We start from the raw sequence: 23,034 nt of genomic DNA on the forward strand, positions 1-23,034 counted from the left end.
AGCTGGCACCGGGCCTCCCGCGCGCCCCGCATGTGCGACGCGCCAGCGGCGCGCGGCGCCAGCGCCGGGCGAGCCTGCGAGGCCGGTGGATCGAGAGGTGTCTAGGACGACCGGCGGCTGACCGTGTCGGCCAGCGACGCGAGCTGTTCGCGTGCCGACGGCGTCAGCGGCGACGCGTCGAGCGCCGCCTTGGCGCGCTGCACGTGCCGATCGATCGACCGCTCGACGGCGGCCACGGCGCCGGACTCGGTGAGGGTCGCCCGGAGCATCCGCACCTGCTCCTCGTCGAGGTCCGGGTCGCCGAGGAGCTCGTCCAGGAGCTGCCGCGGCCCACTCGCCAGGGTCTTGCGCGCAGAGGCGATGAGGACGGTGCGCTTGCCCTCGCGCAGGTCGTCGCCCGCGGGCTTCCCGGTGACCTCGGGGTCACCGAACACGCCGAGCATGTCGTCGCGCAGCTGGTAGGCCACGCCGAGGGGGAGTCCGAAGGCGCGGAGGCCCTCGAGCTGGGAGTCACTCGCGCCGGCGACCAGGGCACCGATGACCAGGGGTGCCTCGATCGAGTACTTCGCCGACTTGAAGACGATGACGCGCTGGGCGCGGAGCAGGTGCTCGGACTCGTCGATGACGGGCCAGGCGGTCTCCTCGTGCACGTCGAGGTACTGCCCCGCCGTGACGTCGAGGCGCATCGCGTGGAACTCCTGGCGGACGATGCGGGCCCGCACCGGGTCGAGGAGCGCGAGGCCCTCGTCGAAGACGGAGTCGCTCAGCGAGAGCAGCAGGTCGCCGAGGAGCAGCGCCGAGTTCGTGCCGTACTGCCCGCGGTCGCCGACGAAACCGGACTCCTCGTGCAGGGACTCGAAGCGGCGGTGCGCGGCCGGACGCCCACGACGGGTGTCCGAGCGGTCCATGATGTCGTCGTGCACCAGGGCGGCGGCGTGGAAGACCTCGAGCGCGGCGGCGACCGTGACGATCGCTTCGGCGGTGGTCTGTCGGGACCCCTCGGCCAGCGGGTCGAACGAACCGGAACGGCCCGCCACCGACTGCCATCCCCAGTAGCAGAACAGGGCCCGGAAGCGCTTGCCGCCGGACAACAGGTCTCGGGCGTACCGGTCGAACGGCGCGAGGTCGGGGCTGATCGCGAGGAGCCGCTCACGCTGCTCGTCGAGTGCCCGGTCGATACGCGCCGATACGAGGTCCACTAATCGCGTACTCTCAGCCACGATCCCTACCCTAGTGGAGTGGTCGAGGCATAGAATCGGTCCACCCAACCCGCGTTTTTCAACCCCGCGTCGATCCCAGGAACAGAGGGAACCAAGATGCCGCTCTCGGAACAGGAGCAGCGCCTTCTCGAAGAGATGGAGCGCAGCCTCTACCAGAACGATTCCGATTTCGTGGCTCGTGTCACACGTCGACAGGGTCGTCCGACGTACACAGCCATCACCCTCGGGGTCCTCGGCGCACTCGCCGGGATCGCCGTCGTCATCGTCGGCCTGGTCATCAAGGCGCCGCTGCTGGGCATCCTCGGCTTCGTCGTGATGCTCGCCGGTGTCCTGTTCGCGCTGCGCCCGGGCATGCGTGCCCCGAAGGCGAAGCCCGCTCGGCCGGGCAAGCCCGCATCCGGTGGCTCGGCGCGTCCGTCTGCCAGTGGTGGTGGTGGTGGCGGGTCCTTCATGGACCGCATGAACGACCGCTGGGACAAGCGGAACGACCAGGGTCAGTAGCTGACCGGAGCCGGTCGGGCTCCCTCCACACTCCTCCACGGGGTCGGCCTTCGGGCCGGCCCCGTTTCGTGTTCCCGGGGGCGGGCGGGTTCGGGCCGGGGCCGGGGTCGGGGCCGGGGCCGCGGGGCGGAGCCGGAGCCGCGGGGTGTGCGCGCGAGGTGTGCGTGCGGGTGGTCACGACATGCCGTGCGCAGGTCGCCGGGGGGTCACGAACTGTCGGCTGGGGGGCGCGCGAGCGACGGTTCGTGACCACTCGCCGTCGCCTCGGCGGCACGTCGTGACCACGCGCCGACCGGCGGCCGGGAATGGTGGAGCCGGCCGTGCGCCCGCGGGAGCGCCGCGGCGGAGGTGGGGCGGGCCTCCCGGCCGGGGTGGACCGACGCCGCACGCGGGGTGTGCGCGCGAGTGGTCACGACATGCCGTGCGGAGGTCGCCCGGGGGTCACGAACTGTCGGCTGGGGAGCGCGTGAGCGACGGTTCGTGACCACTCGGCGTCGCGGCGGCGGCACGTCGCGACCACACGCCGACCGGCGGCCGGGCGTGGTGGAGCCGACCGTGCGACCGCGGCGCGCCCCGACGTGCTCCACCGGCTGCGAAAGTCCTCCACTTTCCTCCACGCCCGCTCCTGCCGCCCGGAACCGCATGGATCCGGGCTTTTCGGGCTGCATCTGCGGGATGCATTCCTGGGCGCATGCCCCCAGTAGGGGTGTCGAGGGCCGAAAAGGGTGCGGAATCCTGGTCCGGGGGAGGGGAGTGGAGTAAAGTGGGGCTTGCAACGGTCCGGTGGAGCGGAGGGGAGGCCCGACGTGCTGCTCGGTACTCATGCCCCGAAGCTCGACGAGAAGGGTCGCGTGATCCTCCCCGCCAAGTTCCGGGACGAACTGTCCGGCGGGCTCGTCATGACCCGCGGCCAGGAACGCTGCGTCGTGGTCTTCAGCGCCCGGACGTTCGAGGAACTCCACGAGCGCATCCGGACCGCTCCGATGACGTCGAAGCGCACCCGGGACTACATGCGCCTGTTCCTCTCGGGGGCCAGCGCGGAACAGCCCGACAAGCAGAACCGCGTGACGATCCCGCAGAACCTCCGCGAGTACGCGGGGCTCGAGCGGGACCTCACGGTCATCGGCAGCGGTGACCGTGCCGAGATCTGGTCCACCCCCGCGTGGGAGGCCTACTACGCCGAAGCCGAAGAGGCATTCGCCGACAACGACGAGGAGGTGATCCCGGGGATCTTCTGATCCGCGGATCGGGACTCCCAGCCGTGAAGCCCTGACATCACTTCCCCGGTGTCAGGTCGCATGGATGGGGATCCGGACCCACGGCCCAGGAGACGAGGGGCTGCACATGGCCGACAACGACAACGAGACGCCACGCTTCCCGCACACGCCGGTGATGCTCCAGCGCATCGTCGACCTCTTCACGCCGACGCTCGAGGGCCCGGGCAAGGTCGTCGTCGACGCCACGCTCGGCATGGGTGGTCACTCCGAGGGCCTGCTCGAGCGGTTCCCGGAGCTCACGCTCATCGGACTCGACCGCGACACCGACGCCCTCGGCATCGCGGGGGACCGTCTGTCCCGCTTCGGTGACCGCGTCCGGCTCGTGCACACCGTGTACGACGGCATCGTCGACGCCATCCAGGGCGAGGGCTTCACGAAGGTCGACGGCGTGCTGTTCGACCTCGGTGTGAGTTCGCTGCAGCTCGACCGGGCCGAGCGCGGGTTCGCGTACAGCCAGGACGCCCCGCTCGACATGCGGATGGACCGGACCGAGGGGCAGACCGCCGCCGACGTCCTGGCCACCTACGACGAGGGCGAACTGCGTCGCATCTTCCAGCGCTACGGCGAGGAGAAGCTCGCCGGCCGCTACGCACGAGCCATCGTGGAGCGGCGGGCGACGAAGCCGTTCGAGATGTCCGGCGACCTGGTCCAGGTGCTGCACGACGCGACCCCGGTCGCCGTCCAGCGCCAGGGGCACCCGGCCAAGCGCGTCTTCCAGGCGCTCCGCATCGAGGTGAACGCCGAACTGAGCGTGCTCGAGCGGGCGATCCCGGCGGCCCTCGACGCCATCGCGGTCGGTGGCCGCATCGTCGTCGAGTCCTACCAGTCCCTCGAGGACCGAATCGTCAAGCGGGCCCTGGTGGAGCGCACGAAGTCGAGCGCCCCCGCCGACCTGCCGGTGGAGCTGCCCGAGCACGCCCCCACCTTCTCCCTGATCGTCAAGGGCGCTGAGCTGGCCGACGAGGCCGAACGCGCCGCCAACCCCCGAGCAACCCCCGTGCGACTGCGCGCGGCCGAGCGGATCCGGAACTGACATGAGCACGAACCTCGCACTCGTCGACCCTGCGGTCGTCCCGTCGCGGGCCCCGCGCCCCGACCGTCAGCACCGCCCCGAGCTGGTCGAGGTCACCCCCACCGCGGCCCAGCGCCGGGCCCGTCCCCGCATCGGGTACGCCGTCGTGGCCGTCGCCGCGCTCGGGATCCTGCTGCTGGCCCAGCTCGGCATCAGCATGGTGCTCAGCCAGGGCGCCTACACGCTCAACTCGCTGTCGACGGAGCAGACCAACCTGTCCCGCACGCAGCAGTCCCTGTCCGAGGAACTCCGGGTGCTGGACTCGCCGCAGAACCTGGCCCGCAACGCGCAGGCGCTCGGGATGATCGCGAACTCCACGCCGGTGTACCTGGACCCGAAGACCGGCCGGGTGTACGGCACGCCGACCCCGGCGAAGCCCGACGAGGCAACCGCGTCCACCGAGAACCAGGTGCCGAACTCCCTGCTGAACGACGTGCCGCTGGCCACCCAGCCGGGCGCCACGTCGACGAGCAAGGAGACGGGCAACACCGGCGACCCCGCCGCAGGCAGTGCCGCCGCAGGCAGCACCGCCGCTGACACGTCCGCACCTGCCGCGTCTGAGAAGACCAGCGGCGCCAGCGCGTCGGACCAGGGGACGGCGAAGTCGTCCGTAGAGTCCGACGCGAACCCGCTCCAGGCACCCTCCACCCGGTGACCGGCGGGTCCGCCGCACCCTCAGCACCGCCCGGGAAGGACCGCACCGCGTGACGAAGACGATCCGCAACCGACGCCTGCGCTACAGCATCGTGATGCTCGCCGTGATCGCCCTGGTCGGGGTGTTCGTGGTCCGGCTCGTCGACATCCAGGTCGTCCAGGCATCGGTGCTGAACGAGGCGTCGGCCCAGAAGCGCAGCATCCCCGTGACGATCTACGGCACCCGTGGCGCGATCGTGGACCGCAACGGCACCGAACTCGCCGACAGCGTGACCCGGTACAACATCACGACCTCGCCGCGCCTGGTCAAGCAGTTCAAGGGCAAGCTCGGCGGCACCCGCATCAAGGACGTCAGCGTCAGCACCGCACTCGACGCCCTGGCGAAGGCCTCCGGCGGCGACGTCGCGACCATGCGGAAGAACATCGCCGCGAACCCGAAGTCCGACTTCGCGTACCTGATCAAGGGCCTCGACGTCCGGCACTACGAGGCCGTGGTCGACCTCGGCATCCCGTGGATCTACAAGGAGCAGCAGGCGTCGCGGGTCTACCCGACGGCTGCGACGACGGGCAACCTGACCGGGTTCATGGGGACCGACGGCGCCCAGGCCGGCCTGGAGTACGCCTACGACCAGTGCCTGGCCGGCACCAACGGCTCGGAGACCTACGAGCGTGGCGAGGACGGCGTCCAGCTGCCCGGCAGCACCGTGACCACGAAGAAGGCCAAGGACGGCGGCACGCTCGAGACGACGATCGACAGCGACCTGCAGTACATGGCGCAGCAGACCATCGCGTCCGCCGCCAAGACCCTGCAGGCGGAGTCCGCGACGGCCACCGTCACGAGCGTCAAGACGGGCGAGTTGCTGGCGGTCGCCGACTACCCGACCGTGGACCCGAACGACGTCGACGCCACGACCGACAAGGGTGCCTTCGGCTCCCGGGCCCTGACGGCGTCGTACGAGCCGGGTTCCACGATCAAGGCCGCGATCGCCGCCGCGCTGATCGACCAGGGCAAGTCGACTCCCACCGACCAGGCCGTCGTGCCGTACTCGCGCACGTTCCCCTGGGGCGGCACGATCCACGACTCGGAGTTCCACCCCACCGAGAACCTGACGCTGACCGGAATCCTGCAGAACTCGTCGAACGTCGGCATCACCGAGCTCGGGGCACGGCTGACGGCCCAGCAGCGCTTCGACTACATGAAGAAGTTCGGGCTGTTCGAGCCGGAGACGGCCATCGACTACCCGGGCCAGCCCTCGATGGACTACGGCACGAGCCCGAACTGGGACCAGCAGACGAACATCAACTCGATGTTCGGCCAGGGCATCTCGACGACGGCCGTGCAGGTCGCGAGCGTGTTCCAGACGATCGCGAACGACGGCGTCCGGATCCCGCTGCACTTCGTCAAGGGCTGCACCACGGCCGACGGCAAGACGATCGACGCGCCCGACGTGCAGAAGCAGCGCGTCGTGTCCGCAGCCGCCGCCACGCAGGTCACCGACATGCTGCAGAGCGTCGTCACGGGCGGCACGCTGGTGGGCATGAAGCCGATCTCCGGCTACAACATCGCCGCGAAGACCGGCACCGCCGAGGTGGCCGAGGGGTCGCAGGGCTACGGCGGTCAGCGCATCACGTCGGTGGCCGGAATGGCACCCGCCGAAGACCCCCAGTATGTTGTCACGGTGACGTTCACGAAGCCGCAGACCAACAAGTGGTCCAGCGGAGCGGCTCCGGCGTTCCGCACACTCATGTCCCAGGTGCTCGAGAAGTACCGAGTAGCCCCCTCCGCGTCCGAGGCGAAGCTCTACCCGTCCACGTGGTGAGGAAGAAGGAACACTTGTCCGCACGGATCCCCCCGGTCCTCCGACCCGAACACCCGACCCCGAGGGCCGTCGCCGAACTCGCGAACGCGTTCGGTCTGCGTGTCGTCGGCTCGGTCGACACCCTCGAGACCACCGGCGTCACGCTGAGTGCCACCGAGGTGCAGCCGGGTGACCTGTTCGTCGGCGTGCACGGCGCGAACCGGCACGGCGCCCAGTTCGCGACCGAGGCCGCCGAGCGCGGCGCGGTCGCCGTCCTGACCGACCAGGACGGCGTCGCACTCGTCGAGCCGTCCGGCCTGCCGGTGCTCGTCGTCGACGATCCCCGCGCAGCCCTGGGCGACGTCGCCGCGTGGGTCTACCGCACCCACCCCGACGAGGCCACCGACCTGCCGCAGCTGTTCGCCGTCACCGGCACGAACGGCAAGACGAGCACGTCCTACATCCTCGAGGGCATCCTCAAGCAGCTCGGCCTGGTGACCGGCCTGAGCTCCACCGCCGAGCGCCACATCGGCTCGCTCAGCGTGACGAGCCGCCTGACCACGCCCGAGGCCAGCGAGATGCACGCGCTCCTCGCCCGCATGCGCGAGAGCGAGGTCCGCGCCGTCGCCGTCGAGGTCAGTGCCCAGGCCCTCAGCCGTCACCGCGTCGACGGCATCGTCTTCGACGTCGCGGCCTTCACGAACCTGTCGCACGACCACCTCGACGACTACGCCGACATGGAGGAGTACTACCAGGCGAAGCTCCCGCTGTTCCAGCCCGAGCACGCCCGCCGCGGCGTCGTCTCGCTGGACACCGACTGGGGCCACCGCGTGGTGCAGGACTCCCGCATCCCGGTCACCACCATCACGGTGCACCCCGACGTCGAGGCCGAGTGGCACGTCGACATCGTCGAGGCACACGCCGCCTACACCGAGTTCCGCCTGACGGGTCCCGAGGGTCGCGAGCTCACGACCCGTGTGCCCCTGATCGGCTGGCACATGGCCGCGAACGCCGCACTGGCGATCGTCATGCTGGTCGAGGGCGGCTTCGAGCTCGGTGCCATCGCGCACGCGCTCGAGAGCAACCACCGCCGTTACCCCGACGAGGACGGATCGGGCGACCGTGAGCGTGACGGTGCGTCCGAGCGCGTCTCCGCCATCGAGTGCTACCTGCCCGGTCGCACCGAGCGGGTCTCCGGCGAGCACGGGCCGAGCGTCTACGTCGACTTCGGCCACAGCGCCGACGCCTTCGAGAACACGCTCGCCGCGGTCCGGCAGTTCACCGCCGGCAAGGTGCTGATGCTGTTCGGCGCCGACGGTGACCGCGACACCACGAAGCGTGGCGACATGGCCCGCGTGGCCGCCGCCGGCAGCGACATCCTCGTCGTCACCGACCACCACCCCCGCTTCGAGGACGCCGCGTCGATCCGGAAGACCCTGGTCGACGCCGCACGCGCCGCCTACCCGGACCACGAGATCCACGAGGTCAGCCCGCCCGAGGCCGCGATCCGCACCGCGGTGGGCCTGCTCGGTGAAGGGGACTCGATCCTCTGGGCCGGCCCGGGCCACCAGGACTACCGCGACATCCAGGGTGTCCGAACGCCGTACTCCGCCCGCGACGAGGCCCGTGCGGCCCTCCGCGAGGCCGGCTGGGAGCCGAACTCCGGTCCGGCGGAGGACGTCCGATGATCGCCATGACCCTCGCCGAGATCGCCACCGCGGTCAGCGGCGAGCTGATCGGCGGCGCCCAGGCAACCGACGTCGCCGAGCCCGGCGACCTGGTCGTCGAGGGCTCGGTCGAGACCGACTCCCGCCTGGTCCGTCCCGGCAGCGTCTTCTTCGCCCTGCCCGGCGAGGTCACCGACGGCCGGCGCTTCGTGCCCGCCGCGGTCGACGCCGGTGCCGCCCTGGTGATCACGCCGGAGCGTGTCGACACCACCGCGCCGCAGATCGTCGTCACGGACGGCTACGAGGCCCTCGCTGCGCTCGCGCACGAGGTCGTCACCCGTGTCCGCATGAGCACCGCGGACCGCGTCGACGCCGACGGTCGCCCGGCACCCCTGCGGGTCGTCGGCATCACCGGCTCGAACGGCAAGACGAGCACGAAGAACATGCTCCGCACGATCCTCGAGCAGCACGGCGCGACGATCGCACCCGAGGGCTCGTTCAACAACCACGTCGGCGCACCGATCTCGATGCTCCGCGTCACGTACGACACCCGGTACCTGGTGGTCGAGATGGGCGCGAGCGGCGTCGGCCACATCGCCAAGCTCGTGTCGATCGCCGAGCCCGACCTCGGTGTCGTCCTCAAGGTGGGCCTCGCGCACGCCGGCGAGTTCGGCGGCATCGAGGCGACGCAGCGCGCGAAGTCCGAGATGGTCACCGACCTGCCCGAGACCGCCACGGCCCTGCTCAACGTCGACGACGACCGCGTCGCGTCGATGCGCGACCTGACGGCCGCGCGCGTGGTGGGCTTCGGCACGTCGGCCGAGGCCGACTACCGCATCACCGGCATCGAGACGGACCGCAGCGGCACCCGCTTCACCCTCACCGTTCCTCCCGTCCGCCCCGAAGGCGACCGTCCGACGGACGCAACCCTGTCTGGAGGCCCGGATCACGTCGACGTGCGCCTCGCGATCCTGGGTGAGCACCACGCGATGAACGCGTCCGCCGCGCTCACCGTCGCCCACCTGTGGGGCGTCCCGCTCGCCGACGGCGCCGCGGCGCTCGCGTCGATGACGCGCGCCGAGCGCTGGCGCATGGAGCTGCTCCAGGGCGGCCCCGAGGGCGTCACCGTGATCAACGACGCGTACAACGCGTCGCCCGACTCCACCGCGGCGGCGCTGCGGACCCTGGCGCAGATCGTGCGCCCGGGCGAGCGGACCGTCGCCGTGCTCGGTGAGATGGCCGAGCTCGGTGAGTTCTCCGTCGAGGAGCACGACCGCATCGGTCGGCTCGTCGTCCGCCTCGGCATCGGACAGCTCGTGGTCGTCGGCCGCGGCGCGATGCCCATCCACCAGGCCGCCACCCTCGAGGGATCGTGGGACGGCGAGTCCGTGTACATCGAGGACGTCGACGACGCCGTCCGTGCCATGCAGGAGATGCTCCGCCCCGGCGACGTCGTCCTCGTCAAGTCCTCGAAGTCTGCCGAACTGCGATTCCTCGGCGACCGCCTCGGAGGTGTCACCGAATGATCGCGCTCCTCATCGCCGGCGCCACGTCGCTGGTGTTCACGTTGCTGCTCACCCCGTTCTTCATCAAGCTCTTCCACCGTCTCGGGTGGGGGCAGTTCATCCGTGACGACGGCCCACAGTCCCACCACACCAAGCGCGGCACCGCCACGATGGGTGGCATCGTCCTCATCATCGGTGCGGTGATCGGGTACTTCGTGGGCCACCTGATCGGAGGCGACTCGATCACGCTGTCCGGCCTGCTCGTGCTGTTCCTGATGGTCGGGCTCGGGTTCGTCGGCTTCATCGACGACTTCCTCAAGGTCCGGCGTCAGCGGAGCCTCGGGCTCGGTGGCTGGGCGAAGATCCTCGGCCAGGTCATCGTCGGCGTCATCTTCGCCACGATCGCACTGGTCGTACCCACGTCGAACGGCAAGCCCCCGGCATCCACGATGATCTCGGCCGTCCGCGACGTGCCGTGGCTCGACTTCATGGCGCTCGGCACCGTCATCGGCACGGTGCTGTTCCTCGGCTGGATCGTCCTGCTGACGGTGTCCACGTCGAACGGCGTGAACGTCGCCGACGGCCTCGACGGCCTGGCGACGGGATCGAGCATCCTGGCGATCGGCTCGTACGTCATCATCGGTTTCTGGCAGTCGAACCAGATCTGCGGCGGGACCCGGCTCGACTCGGACACCGCACACGCCTGCTACACCGTCGCGAACCCGCTCGACCTCGCCGTGGTCGCGGCCGCTGTCTGCGGTGGGCTCATCGGGTTCCTCTGGTACAACACCTCGCCGGCACAGATCTTCCTCGGCGACACCGGTTCGCTCGGCCTCGGTGGTGCCCTGGCCGGCCTCGCGATCCTCAGCCGCACCGAGCTGCTGCTGGTCCTCATCGGTGGCCTGTTCTTCATCGTCACCGGTTCGGTCATCCTGCAGCGTGCGTACTTCAAGATCACCCACGGCAAGCGCATCTTCCTGATGAGTCCGCTGCACCACCACTTCGAACTGAAGGGGTGGGCCGAGGTGACGGTCGTCGTCCGCTTCTGGATCATCGCCGGACTCTTCGTCGCGGCGGGGGTCGGGCTCTTCTACCTCGAATGGATCGCAAGCGTTGGTTGACCCGGTGTCCTCGTCGTCCCGTCTCGAGTCCCTCGACAGCTGGCACGCCGAAGGGTGGAAGGGGCTGAACGTCGCCGTCCTCGGCCTGGGTGCCACCGGGTTCTCGGTCGCCGACACCCTCGTCGAGCTCGGCAGCGAGGTGACGGTCTACTCGTCCGACGCCCCGGCCGACAGCGTCGAGCTGCTCGACGTCATCGGTGCCCGGTTCCTGCAGACGCCGCTCGACACCGTGCCGGACGCGCTCGTCGCGCAGGCGCCCGACGTCGTGGTCGTGTCGCCGGGGCTGCCCCCGCACAACGCCACCGTGCGGTGGTCGGTGGCGAACAGCACCGTCTGGGGCGACATCGAGCTCGCCTGGCGTGTCCGCGACAAGGTCGTCCGCGGCCCGGTCGCGGCCCCGTGGATCACGATCACCGGCACGAACGGCAAGACCACGACGACGCAGCTGACGACCGCGATGTACGAGGCCGGCGGACTGCGGGCCGTGGCGTGCGGGAACATCGGCGTGCCGGTGCTCGATGTCGTCCGCGACCCGGTCGGGTACGACGTGCTCGTCGTCGAGCTGTCGAGTCACCAGCTGCACTACATGGCGACATCCGGCGACGGTGCCGTGGTGCCCCTCGCGAGTGCCTGCCTGAACATCGCCGACGACCACCTGGAGTGGCACGGTTCCGCCGAGGCGTACCGCGCGGCGAAGGCCAAGGTCTACGAGCGCACCGTGATGGCGTGCGTCTACAACACCTCGGACGAGGTCACCCGGCAGATGGTGCAGGAGGCCGACGTGGTGGAGGGCTGCCGAGCGGTCGGCTTCACCCCCGGTGTCCCCGCCCCCGGTGACGTCGGCATCGTCGAGGACGTCCTGTGCGACCGGGCCTTCAACGAGGACCGCCGCAACAGCGCACTCGAGCTCTCGACGGTCGCCGACCTCGAGGCCGCCGGGCTCGCCAGCCCGCACATGACCATGAACGTCCTGGCCGCCGCTGCGCTGGCGCGTGCCGGCACCGTCCAGCCGAGCGCCATCCAGACGGCCGTCCGGGCCTTCCGTGCCGACCACCACCGCACCGAGCTCGTCGCAGAGTCCGCGGGCATCGCCTGGGTCGACGACTCCAAGGCCACGAACCCGCACGCCGCCACCGCGTCCCTGGCGTCCTTCGACACCGTCGTGTGGATCGTCGGGGGCCTGTTCAAGGGCGTCGACATCGACGGCCTGGTCGAGCGCTTCGGTCCGGACGTCCGCGCCGTCGTCGTCATCGGGACCGACCGGGCCCCGGTGCTCGAGGCATTCGCGCGACACGCGTCCGCGGTCCCCGTGCTCCAGGTCGAGACGACGGACACTGATCAGGTCATGCGCGAGGCGGTCCGGCATGCCGCATCGGTCGCGAGGCCGGGCGACACGGTCCTCCTCGCCCCGGCGGCGGCGTCGTTCGACCAGTTCGGCTCCTACGCCGACCGGGGGCAGCGTTTCGCTGCCGCGGTCAACGAACACCTGGGAGGAGAAGTCGATGGCGACGACACCGACGGATCTTCCGAACAGCCGTAACGGCCGGACCGCGTCGACCCCACGACGGACGAACGGCGCGATCGTCGCCGTCAAGAACGTCTTCGTCGCGGAGTCCAGCACCTTCTACACGATCCTCGGCGTCACGCTGTTCCTCGTCGTCTTCGGCGTCGTCATGGTGCTGTCCTCGTCGAGCGTCGAGGAGTACGCGGCGACCCACGACTTCTTCGGGGCGGCTTCCCGCCAGGGCCTGTACGCCGTGCTCGGCGTGCCGCTCATGCTCATCGCGAGCCGGGTCCCGACCAGGATCTGGCGGAAGTGGGCGATGCGGCTGCTCGGCGCGGCGCTCGTGCTGCAGCTGCTCGTGTTCACCCCGCTCGGTCTCGACATCCAGGGCAACCGGAACTGGATCAAGCTCGGGTCGTTCACCGCGCAGCCGTCCGAGGTCGTCAAGCTCGGCCTGGTGCTCGGCATCGGCGCGATCCTCTACGTCAAGCGGGAGAAGCTCGACGACTGGAAAGAGGTCTTCATCCCGATCGGGATCGCCTCGATGCTGTCGCTCGGGCTCGTGGTCCTGGGTGGCGACCAGGGCACGGCGATGGTCATGCTCATCCTGGTCTTCGGCGCCCTGTACATCGGCGGTGTCCGCGCCCGGCACCTGCTCGTCGGCCTGGCCGCGTTCGCCGTGATGCTGCCCTTCGTCACGATGGCGTCGGCCTCGCGGTCGACGCGCATCAGCGCATGGCTCTCCGGGTGCACCGACTCCAGCCAGTACCAGGACATCTGCTGGCAGCCCGTGCACGGCATGTGGGCGCTCGCGTCCGGCGGGGTGTTCGGCGTGGGCCTCGGCAACTCGAAGGCCAAGTGGTCGTGGCTGCCCGAGGCGGACAACGACTACATCTTCGCGATCATCGGCGAGGAGCTCGGCCTGATCGGTGCCGTCGTGGTGCTGAGCCTGTTCGTCGTGCTCGCCGTCGGCATGATCAAGATCATCCGGCAGTCCCGCGACCCCTTCGTCAAGACGGTCACCGGCGGCATCCTCGCGTGGATCATCGGCCAGGCACTCATCAACATCGCGGTCGTGCTCGGCCTGCTGCCGGTGCTCGGTGTGCCCCTGCCACTCATCTCGGCCGGTGGTTCGGCCCTCATCATGACCCTGGTGGCGATCGGCGTCGTGCTCTCCTTCGCCCGCGACCTGCCCGGCAAGAACGACCCCGGCCTGACGAACGCCCCACTCGGCCGGACCTCCACGAACGGATCACTGCGGTGAGCAAGTACCTCTTCGCCGGCGGCGGCACCGCCGGCCACGTCAACCCCCTGCTCGCGGTCGCTGACCGGCTGACCGAGCGGGAGCCCGGCGCCGAGGTCCTCGTGCTGGGCACCGCCGAGGGCCTGGAGTCCCGCCTCGTCCCGATGCGCGGCTACGAGCTGCTGACGATCCCGCGCCTGCCGTTCCCGCGGAAGCTGAACAGTGCGGCCCTGCGCTTCCCGCAGCGCTTCGCGGCGGCGGTCAAGCGGACCGAGCAGATCATCCGCGACCACGAGATCGAGGTGGTGCTCGGTGTGGGTGGCTACGCGGCCGCTCCGGCGTACATCGCCGCCCGCCGCACCGGCACCCCGATCGTCGTGCACGAGCAGAACGCGAAGCCCGGGCTGGCGAACCGCCTCGCCGCGTTCCTCACCGAGCACGTCGGCCTGACCTTCTCGAACACGCGCCTGCGCCACGGCCGCGTCGTGGGCATGCCGCTCCGTCGCGAGATCGAGTCACTCGACCGCCGTGCCTCCCGTGCCGAGGGGCTCGCCGAGTTCGGGCTGGACCCGGACCGGCCGGTCCTGCTCGTCACCGGTGGGTCCTCGGGCGCGCGGAGCATCAACCGGACGATCAACCAGTCGGCCGCCGCGATCGTCGGTGCCGGCTGGCAGGTCCTGCACGTCGTGGGCGCCGCGTCGGACATCGGCCCGAGCGACCTCGAGGGCTACCACGTGCTGCCGTACTGCGACCGGATGGACCTGGCCTACGCGGCGAGCGACTTCGTCGTGTCGCGCGCCGGCGCCGGCATGGTCTGCGAGCTCACGGCCGTCGGACTGCCGAGCGTGCTCGTGCCGTACCCGGTGGGCAACGGCGAGCAGCGTCACAACGCGAAGGACGTCGTCGATGCCGGGGGAGCCGTCCTGGTGGCCGACGGGGAATTCGACCGCGACTGGGTGACGTTCCAGTTGCTGAGCATCCTGCAGGACCGCTCCCGCATCGCGGACATGACCGTGCGGGCGGGCAGCGTGGGCCACCGCGACGGCGCCGACCGGATGACGGACCTGGTCCTCGACGCCGCGAAGGCGGCCCCCAGCACCACGGAGGAACGATGACCATCAAGCCGGACCTGACCCAGCCGATCCCGGACGACCTCGGCACGGTACACTTCGTCGGCATCGGCGGCTCGGGCATGAGCGGGATCGCCCGGATGTTCCTCGCGGCCGGCCACCGCGTGACCGGCAGTGACTCCCGCGAGACGGAGACCACCGGCACGATGCGCGACCTCGGTGCGACGGTGCACATCGGGCACGACGCCGCGAACGTCGGCGAGGCGGACAGCATCGTCGTCACGAGCGCACTGTGGCCGGACAACCCCGAGCTCCTCGAGGCCCAGCGCCGCGGCCTGCCGGTCCTGCACCGGTCGCAGGCCCTCGCCGCCCTGATCGCCGAGCACCGCCTGGTCGCGGTCGCCGGTGCGCACGGCAAGACCACCTCGACCGGCATGATCGTCACCGCCATGGTCGAGCTCGGTCTCGACCCGAGCTTCGTCAACGGCGGCGTCATCCAGTCCCTCGGCACCAGCTCGGCCCCGGGGTCCAGCGACCTGTTCGTCGTCGAGGCCGACGAGTCCGACGGCTCGTTCCTGCTCTACGACGTCGCGGTGGCCCTCGTCACGAACGTCGACGCCGACCACCTGGACCACTACGGCAGCGAGGAGGCCTTCACCGAGGCCTTCGTCGAGTTCGCCGCGAAGGCGAGCCAGCGCGTCGTCATCTCGAGCGACGACGCCGGTGCGAAGACGGTCACGGCCGGCATCCGCCAGCGCCCGGACGCCCCCGAGATCGTCACCTTCGGCGAGGCCGGCGACGCGGACGTCCGCATCGAGGGCATCACCGAGTCCGCCGGCGTCGAGGTCGACTTCCGCGCGGGTGGTCAGGCGTACCACCTGACCCTCCGCGTGCCCGGCCGGCACAACGCGATCAACGCCGTCGGTGCCTTCGCGGTGCTGACCGGTCTCGGCGTCGCCCCGGTCGACGCGATCCGCGGGCTCGAGGCGTTCGGCGGCACCCAGCGCCGCTTCGAGCTGCACGGGGTCGAGCGCGGGGTCTCGGTCTACGACGACTACGCGCACCACCCGACCGAGGTGGCCGCCGCGCTCAAGGCCGCCCGCAACGTGGTCGGGGACGGCCGCATCATCGCGATCCACCAGCCGCACCTGTACTCCCGCACCCGTCTGATGGCCGGCGACTTCGCCAAGGTGTACGAGGAACTCGCCGACCACACGGTCGTGCTCGACGTCTACGGCGCCCGCGAGGACCCGGAGCCCGGCGTGACCGGTGCCCTGGTGCAGGAGCGCTTCGCCGACCAGTCGCGCGTCGAGTTCCTGCCCGACTGGGACGACGCTGCGGCCCGTGCGGCCGCGGTCGCCCGGGACGGTGACATCATCATGACCCTCAGCTGCGGCGACGTGTACCGGATCATCCCGCAGGTGCTCGACGCCCTGGGCACCGACGGAGCGTCGTCCCGGTGAAGCGCCCCGAGGGGTTCGACGAGGGGGACGCCCGCCAGGACGCCCCGGCCGAGGCTGCGGAAGCGCCCCGGCAGCGTCGTGGTCCCTCGAAGCCGCGGCTGCCGTTCCGCGGCCGTGTCGCCGACGACCGGGAGGCCCGTCCCGCGTCCGACGAGTCGGCTGCGGCCGTCGAGACCCCCGCCCCCACCACCCCGGGCAGCACTCCGGCACCCGGTGCCTCCGGCACGCGCCCCCCAGCGGTCGGTGCGCCCCCGAGTGTCGGGGCGCGACGGCCGTCCTCGGGCGCAGATCCGACCACCGATGCCGCCGACTCGACGCGCGACCGCGTCGGCGCCCTCGCGGGCGCGGCCGGCCGCCGCGTCGGCGCCGGCTTCGGGGCCGTCGCCGATCGCCTGCGCGAGTACACACCGGACGAGGACCACCGCGACCCGCGCCCCGACGCGGGCAACGCGCCCCGAGGAGACGGGGCGCGACGACCGTCCGGGGGCGCGGCGGGCAGTGGACGCGACCACGACGCGACCGTGACCGACGTCCTCGACGGGAGCGGTGCCTCCCGGACGGAGCAGCACGCCGAGGCGCCCATCGGGGCGCGGGTGCGCGCCGCGGAGACCGCCCGCGAGGCGCGCATCGCGAAGCGTCGCCGTCGCCTGCTCGAGCGTGCCGAGGTCCGCCGGTTCACCCGGCGCAGCCGGCACCGTCGCGCCGCCTGGATCACGGCGGCGAGCGTCGTCCTGGTGCTCGGGGTCTCGATCCTGGTCGCGGTGTTCTCGCCGCTGATGGCGCTCCGCACGATCGAGGTCAAGGGGACCAACCGCGTCGACGAGACGGCCCTGCGCCAGGCGCTGTCCGACCAGATCGGCACACCCCTGGCCCGGCTCGACTTCGCCGCGATCAAGCGCGACGTCGCCGGGTTCCCGCTGATCGAGAGCTACGTGACCGAAGAGGCGCCGCCGCACACGCTCGTCGTCACGGTCACCGAGCGCACGCCGGTGGTCGCCGTGCGGTCCGGCAGCACGTTCGACCTCGTCGACCCCGCCGGCATCGTCGTGCAGTCGTCGCCGAAGCGTCCGGCCACGATGCCGCTCGCCGACATCGCCCGTGCACGCCTGGGCTCCTCGAGCTTCCGCACGATGACCGAGGTCGTGCTGGCGTTGCCGTCGACGGTCCGGTCCCAGGTCACCCGCGTCGCCGGGTCCACCGCCGACGACGTCACCCTGACCCTCAAGGACGGCTCGACCGTCGTGTGGGGGAGCCCGGACGACTCGGACGCGAAGGCCGCGCTGCTCGCCGCGTTGGTCAAGGACCACGAGGCGCGGAACCCGGGCGTCGTCGTCGAGTACGACGTGTCGGCACCGGACAACGGCGTGATCCGCGCGAAGGACTGAATTGCCGACCTGATCGGCGACACGCGGCGTGGCGGGGCGACAGTGCGCCGAACGCACCCGTAGCGTCGAAGCCAGCACCACATCTACCAGCATTGCCCCTGAACTTCAAGTAGAGGTTGAGGGTTCTACCGGAGGCCTGACTGACGTGACCACGAACCACAACTACCTCGCCGTCATCAAGGTCGTCGGTGTCGGCGGCGGCGGCGTCAACGCCGTCAACCGCATGATCGAGCTCGGTCTCCGTGGGGTCGAGTTCATCGCGATCAACACCGACGCCCAGGCACTGCTGCTCAGCGACGCCGACGTCAAGCTCGACGTCGGCCGCGAGATCACCCGCGGGCTCGGCGCCGGCGCGGACCCCGAGGTCGGCCGTCGTGCCGCCGAGGACCACGCCGAGGAGATCGAAGAGGCCCTGGCCGGCGCCGACATGGTGTTCGTCACCGCGGGCGAGGGCGGCGGCACCGGCACCGGTGGTGCTCCGGTCGTCGCGCGCATCGCGAAGTCCATCGGCGCACTGACCATCGGTGTCGTCACGAAGCCGTTCAGCTTCGAGGGCAAGCGCCGCCAGTCCCAGGCCGAGAACGGCGTCGCTGGCCTCAAGGACGAGGTCGACACGCTCATCGTCGTGCCGAACGACCGCCTGCTCGAGATCAGCGACCGTGGCATCTCCATGGTCGAGGCGTTCGCCACGGCCGACCAGGTGCTCCTGGCCGGCGTGCAGGGCATCACCGACCTCATCACCACCCCCGGCCTGATCAACCTCGACTTCGCCGACGTGAAGAGCGTCATGCAGGGTGCGGGTTCCGCGCTCATGGGCATCGGTTCGTCGCGCGGTGCCGACCGAGCGATCAAGGCGGCCGAGCTCGCCGTCGCGTCGCCGCTGCTCGAGGCCTCGATCGACGGTGCGCACGGCGTGCTGCTCTCGATCCAGGGCGGCTCGAACCTCGGCATCTTCGAGATCAACGACGCCGCTCGTCTGGTGCAGGAAGCCGTGCACCCCGAGGCGAACATCATCTTCGGTGCGGTCATCGACGACACCCTGGGTGACGAGGTCCGCGTCACCGTCATCGCCGCGGGCTTCGATGGTGGCGAGCCGGCGCAGCAGCAGAAGGAGCGTCGCTCCAGCTACGTCGACCCGGAGTCGAGTGTCTCGGCACCCGTCGCCGCTTCGACCGGCGCGATCGAGGACTCCACCACGTCGAGCCCGTCCTGGGCCTCGCAGGAACACCAGCCGCCGGTGCAGCGCGCCGCCGACCCGGCGTTCGACGACGACGACGAGCTCGACGTCCCCGACTTCCTGAAGTAACCCACCCGTGGTAGCCGACACGCGCCTCCAGGCCTCGTCTCACGACGACGGACTGGAGGCGCGCGTTGCGTCCGTCCGGAGGGGCATCGCCGGCGCGGCGCGCGCCGCAGGGCGCTCGCCCGACGAACTCACGCTGATCGTCGTCACGAAGTACCACCCGGCGTCCCTCGTGCGCGAGCTGGCCGCACTCGGCGTGACGGACGTGGGGGAGAACCGCCACCAGGAGGCACAGGCCAAGGCTGCGGAACTCGCCGACCTCGACCTGACCTGGCACTTCGTCGGGCAGCTGCAGTCGAAGAAGGCCCGGCAGGCCCGTCGGTACGCCCACGTCGTGCAGTCGCTCGACCGTGGCTCCGTCGTCGACGCGTTCGCTCCGACCGAGGCCGAGCCGGAACCGCCGGTCATCGACGGGTTCGTGCAGGTGAACCTGACCGACGACCCCGGCCGTGGTGGGGTGCAGCCGGACGACGTCGAGGCGATGGTGGAGCGCGTGCTGGCCACCGGGACGATCCGGTTGCGGGGTGTGATGGCCGTCGCACCCCTCGACGAGGAACCCCGTGCAGCCTTCGCCCGGCTCCGTTCGATCTCCGAGCGGGTCGTGGCGCTCGAGCCCGGTGCCACCGACATCTCGGCCGGCATGAGCGGGGACTACGCCGAGGCGATCCTCGAGGGCGCGACACACCTGCGGATCGGCACCGCAATCACGGGAAACCGGCCGCTCGCACCCTAGCCTCGTTGCAGGGCACCACGAGCACGAACCCCGGAGGAACCATGGCCAACCCGCTGAAGAAGACGATGGTCTACCTCGGCCTCGCCGACGAGGAACTCGACTACGAGGACGAGCAGCAGGCCGAGCCCGCGCGCCAGCAGGCAGCCCCTGCTCGCCAGGCCGCAGCGGCTGCTCCGGCGGTCGCCGAACCGCAGGAGACCCCCGCCGCGGCAGCAGCCCCGGTGGCCGTTCCCGCAGCGGTGCCGGCTCCCACCAAGACGCACACCCACCAGCGCGGCGCCCAGGTCACTCCGCTCCGCCGCTCGCACACGACCGCACAGAAGGCGACCCCGGTCCAGGAAATGAACGAGATCCTCACCGTCCACCCGCGCGAGTACAAGGACGCCCAGTCCATCGCCGAGAGCTTCCGCGACGGCATCCCCGTCATCATCAACCTCTCGCAGATGACCGAGGGTGACGCTCGACGCATGATCGACTTCGCCTCCGGTCTGTCGCTCGGGCTGTTCGGCAAGATCGAGCGCGTCACCAACAAGGTCTTCCTCCTGTCGCCGGCGCACGTCGCAGTGAGTGGTGAGCCTGCTGAGGTAGAGTCCGACATCGAGGCGAACTTCTTCGCCCAGTCCTGAGCCGTACCCGGCACACCCGCCCCTGAGCGTCGTCTGACGACGCTCGCCCGAGACGAGCGAGCCCCATCGTGTCCGTGATCCTAGGGATCATCTCCCTCGCGTTGCTCCTGTACTTCTTCGTGATGTGGGGGCGCTTCGCGCTCGACCTCGTGCAGAGCTTCAACCGCTCCTGGCGTCCGCGCGGGGGCATGCTCGTGGTGTCCGAGTTCGTCTACACGATCACGGATCCGCCCATCCGAGCGGTGCGACGGGTCCTCCCGCCGCTCCGCCTGGGGCCGGTGGCGCTCGACTTCGGCTGGACGATCGTGATGCTCGTCGTCATCATCGCCCGGTTCGTGGTCGCCGCCCTGGCACGCGGTATCTGAGCGGACTCCCGTCCGCGACACGCGCCACGCCAGGCGCGCGGCACGGTTCCGCCCCATCGTCGGTGTACGGTGGTCGGGATCGATGCCCGCTCCGGTGGCGCATCCGCACCGCACGGTACGACTGGTAAGTTCGGTCGCACCGCATGCGGTTCCACACGTTCAGCAGTTCTATTGAGGTGACGGCAATGGCTTTGACGCCGGAAGACGTAGTCAACAAGCGGTTCCAGCCGACGAAGTTCCGCGAGGGCTACGACCAGGACGAGGTCGATGACTTCCTCGACGAGGTCGTGGTCGAGCTCCGTCGCCTGACCGCGGAGAACGACGAGCTCCGCCAGCGCCTGCAGGCGGCCGAGTCGGCCCCGCAGTCGGCGCAGGCCGAGCAGCCCGCTCCTGCAGCGGAACCGGAGCCCACGCCGGCACCGGTCGAGGCAGCACCGGAGCCCGCTCCGGTCGCCGCGGCCGCTCCGGTCACGACGGTCCCCGCCGACGAGGACACCGAGGGCACCACGAACCTCCTGACCCTGGCGCGTCGTCTCCACGAGGAGCACGTGCGCGAGGGCATCGAGAAGCGCGACGCGCTCATCGCCGAGGGCACCGCCCAGGCGGCTCGCCTGGTCTCCGAGGCCGAGGCGAAGCAGCGTCAGATCATCGCCGACACCGAGAACACGAACCGTCAGCGTGTCGCGGTGCTCGAGCAGGAGCAGCGCCAGCTCGAGGGCAAGATCGACGAGCTCCGGACGTTCGAGCGCGACTACCGTGCGCAGCTCAAGAGCTACATCCAGGGGCAGCTCTCCGAGCTCGACTCCTCGGGCGAGCAGTCCGGTCTCACCCCGGCGCCGGCTTCGGCGCAGGGCTTCGGCAACTGACGTTGTCGCGACCAGCATCACGAGCGAAGGTCAGTGTCCGCGCTATCGCGGCACTGGCCTTCGCCGCTGTCGTGGTGGTGGCGTTCGACCAGGTCGCCAAGACGCTGGTCGTCGCGAACCTGCCGTACGGCACCCCCGTGCCCGTCCTGGGCGGGGCGTTGCAGTTCCTGTACGTCCGGAACCCGGGGGCCGCGTTCTCGTTCGCGGTGAACATGACCTGGGTGTTCTCGGTCATCTCGGCCGCGGTCGTCGTCGCGATCATCGTGTACTCGCGTCGCATCCGGTCGATGTGGTGGGCGATCGTGCTCGGCATGCTGCTCGGCGGCGCGCTGGGCAACCTGCTCGACCGGCTCTTCCGTGAACCCGGCTTCGGTCGGGGGCACGTGGTCGACTTCATCTCGACCCCCTGGATGATGCCGGCGATCTACAACGTCGCCGACTCCTTCATCTGCATCAGCATGGTGGTCTTCGTGCTGCTGGTGATCCTCGGGGTGAACCTCGACGGCACCCGCACGCTCTCGGCCAGGCGCCAGGCGCAGCTCGACGCGGCGGAGCCGGTAGACCCGGCGCAGCCGCTCGACGGTGGGGCCGCGTTCTCGTCGACCGATGCTGCTCTCGACGAGCCGACCCGCGCCCCCAGGCCGAACGACGCCGACCGTCGCGACACGCTGGGCCACGACGCCACGTGACCGAATCGCGTTCTCTTCCCGTGCCCGACGGGCTCGCCGGTGAGCGCGTCGACGCCGCCATCGCGAAGCTCCTCGGCTTCAGCCGTTCGTTCGCGGCCGACGTCGTCGCCGCGGGCGGCGTCCGCGTCGACGGCGTCCCCGTCGACAAGTCGGACCGGCTGCACGCCGACTCCTGGCTCGAGGTCGAGTGGACCCCGAAGGAGCCGCCGCGCATCGTGCCGGCAGCCGTGCCTGGCATGACGATCGTGCACGACGACGAGGACATCGTCGTCGTGGACAAGCCCGTCGGCGTCGCCGCGCACCCCTCGCCGGGGTGGGACGGGCCGACCGTGCCCGGGGGCCTCGCCGCCGCCGGGTTCACCATCGCGACCTCCGGGGCCGCCGAACGGGCCGGGATCGTGCACCGGCTGGACGTCGGGACCTCGGGCCTGATGGTCGTCGCGAAGACCGAGCTGGCGTACACACACCTCAAGCGGGCGTTCAAGGAGCGCACGGTCGAGAAGGTCTACCACGCGCTCGCGCAGGGCCACCCCGACCCGACCTCCGGCACGATCGACGCCCCGATCGGTCGGCACCCGTCGAGCGACTGGAAGTTCGCGGTCACGTCGGAGGGCAAGCCGAGCGTCACCCACTACGAGACGCTCGAGGCGTTCCGCTCCGCGACCCTGCTCGAGGTGCACCTGGAGACCGGGCGCACGCACCAGATCCGGGTGCACATGGCCGCGACCCGCCACCCGCTCGTCGGCGACACGATGTACGGTGCCGACCCGGTGCTGGCGGCCGAGCTCGGGCTGACCCGCCAGTGGCTCGACGCCGTCCGGCTGGGCTTCGACCACCCCCGCACGGGCGAGTGGGTGTCGTTCGAGGCGCAGTACCCGGACGACCTGCAGGCAGCGCTGGAGCAGATCCGGAGCGCGTCGCTCTGACACACCCGGCCGCTCGTTCCGAGGGGTCACGAACTGTCGGCTGCG

21 protein-coding genes are annotated in these 23,034 nt (G+C 70.7%); 20 read left to right on the top strand and 1 reads right to left on the bottom strand.

The window, feature by feature from the left end; translation table 11 throughout:
- Positions 1 to 101: 101 nt before the first annotated feature.
- Positions 102 to 1,199 carry a polyprenyl synthetase family protein gene (locus tag BIU95_RS06505; RefSeq protein WP_017886614.1) on the bottom strand — a complete coding sequence of 366 codons (1,098 nt, stop codon included), beginning with the start codon at positions 1,197 to 1,199 and terminating at the stop codon, positions 102 to 104.
- 117 nt (positions 1,200 to 1,316) lie between these two features.
- Between BIU95_RS06505 and BIU95_RS06510 the strand changes: the two genes are divergently transcribed.
- The 20 genes from BIU95_RS06510 (at position 1,317) to BIU95_RS06605 (ending at position 22,989) form a co-directional block, all read left to right on the top strand.
- Positions 1,317 to 1,721 carry a DUF3040 domain-containing protein gene (locus BIU95_RS06510; protein WP_031259427.1) on the top strand — a complete coding sequence of 135 codons (405 nt, stop codon included), beginning with the start codon at positions 1,317 to 1,319 and terminating at the stop codon, positions 1,719 to 1,721.
- Between the two features lie 806 nt (positions 1,722 to 2,527).
- Positions 2,528 to 2,959 carry a division/cell wall cluster transcriptional repressor MraZ gene (mraZ, locus tag BIU95_RS06515; RefSeq protein WP_017886616.1) on the top strand — a complete coding sequence of 144 codons (432 nt, stop codon included), beginning with the start codon at positions 2,528 to 2,530 and terminating at the stop codon, positions 2,957 to 2,959.
- A 106-nt stretch (positions 2,960 to 3,065) separates the two neighbouring features.
- Positions 3,066 to 4,031, top strand: a complete 966-nt coding sequence (rsmH, locus tag BIU95_RS06520; protein ID WP_017886617.1) for a 16S rRNA (cytosine(1402)-N(4))-methyltransferase RsmH — start codon at positions 3,066 to 3,068, stop codon at positions 4,029 to 4,031.
- Position 4,032: 1 nt separating this feature from the next.
- A complete protein-coding gene (locus BIU95_RS06525) occupies positions 4,033 to 4,725 on the top strand; it encodes a hypothetical protein (protein WP_017886618.1) in 693 nt (230 codons plus the stop codon).
- 49 nt (positions 4,726 to 4,774) lie between these two features.
- Positions 4,775 to 6,544 (top strand): penicillin-binding protein 2, encoded by a 1,770-nt coding sequence (locus tag BIU95_RS06530; RefSeq protein ID WP_017886619.1) that lies wholly within the window; start codon positions 4,775 to 4,777, stop codon positions 6,542 to 6,544.
- Positions 6,545 to 6,558: 14 nt separating this feature from the next.
- Entirely contained in the window at positions 6,559 to 8,211 is a 1,653-nt protein-coding gene (locus BIU95_RS06535) for a Mur ligase family protein (RefSeq protein WP_017886620.1), read from the top strand.
- Positions 8,208 to 9,716, top strand: a complete 1,509-nt coding sequence (gene murF, locus BIU95_RS06540) for a UDP-N-acetylmuramoyl-tripeptide--D-alanyl-D-alanine ligase (protein ID WP_017886621.1) — start codon at positions 8,208 to 8,210, stop codon at positions 9,714 to 9,716. The genes BIU95_RS06535 and murF overlap by 4 nt, the downstream gene beginning before the upstream one ends.
- Positions 9,713 to 10,816, top strand: a complete 1,104-nt coding sequence (gene mraY, locus BIU95_RS06545; RefSeq protein WP_017886622.1) for a phospho-N-acetylmuramoyl-pentapeptide-transferase — start codon at positions 9,713 to 9,715, stop codon at positions 10,814 to 10,816. The genes murF and mraY overlap by 4 nt, the downstream gene beginning before the upstream one ends.
- Before the next feature lie 4 nt (positions 10,817 to 10,820).
- Positions 10,821 to 12,356, top strand: coding sequence for a UDP-N-acetylmuramoyl-L-alanine--D-glutamate ligase (murD, locus tag BIU95_RS06550; RefSeq protein WP_017886623.1), 1,536 nt, complete (start codon positions 10,821 to 10,823; stop codon positions 12,354 to 12,356).
- Complete coding sequence (gene ftsW, locus BIU95_RS06555; RefSeq protein ID WP_017886624.1) at positions 12,319 to 13,584, top strand: putative lipid II flippase FtsW; 1,266 nt, start codon at positions 12,319 to 12,321, stop codon at positions 13,582 to 13,584. Before murD ends, ftsW begins: the two co-directional genes overlap by 38 nt.
- Positions 13,581 to 14,678, top strand: a complete 1,098-nt coding sequence (gene murG / locus BIU95_RS06560; protein ID WP_017886625.1) for an undecaprenyldiphospho-muramoylpentapeptide beta-N-acetylglucosaminyltransferase — start codon at positions 13,581 to 13,583, stop codon at positions 14,676 to 14,678. Before ftsW ends, murG begins: the two co-directional genes overlap by 4 nt.
- Positions 14,675 to 16,096, top strand: coding sequence for a UDP-N-acetylmuramate--L-alanine ligase (gene murC, locus BIU95_RS06565; protein ID WP_071251046.1), 1,422 nt, complete (start codon positions 14,675 to 14,677; stop codon positions 16,094 to 16,096). The genes murG and murC overlap by 4 nt, the downstream gene beginning before the upstream one ends.
- Entirely contained in the window at positions 16,093 to 17,481 is a 1,389-nt protein-coding gene (locus tag BIU95_RS17705; RefSeq protein ID WP_083389273.1) for an FtsQ-type POTRA domain-containing protein, read from the top strand. Before murC ends, BIU95_RS17705 begins: the two co-directional genes overlap by 4 nt.
- 145 nt (positions 17,482 to 17,626) lie before the next feature.
- Positions 17,627 to 18,787 carry a cell division protein FtsZ gene (ftsZ, locus tag BIU95_RS06575; protein WP_017886628.1) on the top strand — a complete coding sequence of 387 codons (1,161 nt, stop codon included), beginning with the start codon at positions 17,627 to 17,629 and terminating at the stop codon, positions 18,785 to 18,787.
- A 7-nt stretch (positions 18,788 to 18,794) separates the two neighbouring features.
- Complete coding sequence (locus tag BIU95_RS06580; protein ID WP_071251048.1) at positions 18,795 to 19,517, top strand: YggS family pyridoxal phosphate-dependent enzyme; 723 nt, start codon at positions 18,795 to 18,797, stop codon at positions 19,515 to 19,517.
- Positions 19,518 to 19,558: 41 nt separating this feature from the next.
- A complete protein-coding gene (locus BIU95_RS06585; protein ID WP_071251049.1) occupies positions 19,559 to 20,143 on the top strand; it encodes a cell division protein SepF in 585 nt (194 codons plus the stop codon).
- A gap of 68 nt (positions 20,144 to 20,211) precedes the next feature.
- Positions 20,212 to 20,508 (top strand): YggT family protein, encoded by a 297-nt coding sequence (locus BIU95_RS06590; RefSeq protein WP_017886631.1) that lies wholly within the window; start codon positions 20,212 to 20,214, stop codon positions 20,506 to 20,508.
- Between the two features lie 185 nt (positions 20,509 to 20,693).
- Positions 20,694 to 21,374: a DivIVA domain-containing protein gene (locus BIU95_RS06595; protein WP_031259434.1), complete on the top strand. Its 681-nt coding sequence runs from the start codon at positions 20,694 to 20,696 to the stop codon at positions 21,372 to 21,374.
- A gap of 2 nt (positions 21,375 to 21,376) precedes the next feature.
- Entirely contained in the window at positions 21,377 to 22,063 is a 687-nt protein-coding gene (lspA, locus tag BIU95_RS06600) for a signal peptidase II (protein WP_254783295.1), read from the top strand.
- The gene (locus BIU95_RS06605) at positions 22,060 to 22,989 is read left to right on the top strand and encodes an RluA family pseudouridine synthase (protein ID WP_031259437.1); all 930 of its coding nucleotides are present in this window, start codon (positions 22,060 to 22,062) and stop codon (positions 22,987 to 22,989) included. Before lspA ends, BIU95_RS06605 begins: the two co-directional genes overlap by 4 nt.
- Positions 22,990 to 23,034: the final 45 nt, after the last annotated feature.

It is taken from the genome of Curtobacterium sp. MCBA15_007, assembly GCF_001864905.1.
Taxonomy (GTDB): Bacteria; Actinomycetota; Actinomycetes; order Actinomycetales; family Microbacteriaceae; genus Curtobacterium; species Curtobacterium poinsettiae.

Bases quoted from the DNA above. Each gene is read 5' to 3' on its own strand.
- BIU95_RS06510 (WP_031259427.1), top strand. From the start codon at position 1,317: ATGCCGCTCTCGGAACAGGAGCAGCGCCTTCTCGAAGAGATGGAGCGC.
- rsmH (WP_017886617.1), top strand. From the start codon at position 3,066: ATGGCCGACAACGACAACGAGACGCCACGCTTCCCGCACACGCCGGTG.
- BIU95_RS06525 (WP_017886618.1), top strand. From the start codon at position 4,033: ATGAGCACGAACCTCGCACTCGTCGACCCTGCGGTCGTCCCGTCGCGG.
- murF (WP_017886621.1), top strand. From the start codon at position 8,208: ATGATCGCCATGACCCTCGCCGAGATCGCCACCGCGGTCAGCGGCGAG.
- mraY (WP_017886622.1), top strand. From the start codon at position 9,713: ATGATCGCGCTCCTCATCGCCGGCGCCACGTCGCTGGTGTTCACGTTG.
- ftsW (WP_017886624.1), top strand. From the start codon at position 12,319: ATGGCGACGACACCGACGGATCTTCCGAACAGCCGTAACGGCCGGACC.
- murC (WP_071251046.1), top strand. From the start codon at position 14,675: ATGACCATCAAGCCGGACCTGACCCAGCCGATCCCGGACGACCTCGGC.
- BIU95_RS06585 (WP_071251049.1), top strand. From the start codon at position 19,559: ATGGCCAACCCGCTGAAGAAGACGATGGTCTACCTCGGCCTCGCCGAC.
- BIU95_RS06595 (WP_031259434.1), top strand. From the start codon at position 20,694: ATGGCTTTGACGCCGGAAGACGTAGTCAACAAGCGGTTCCAGCCGACG.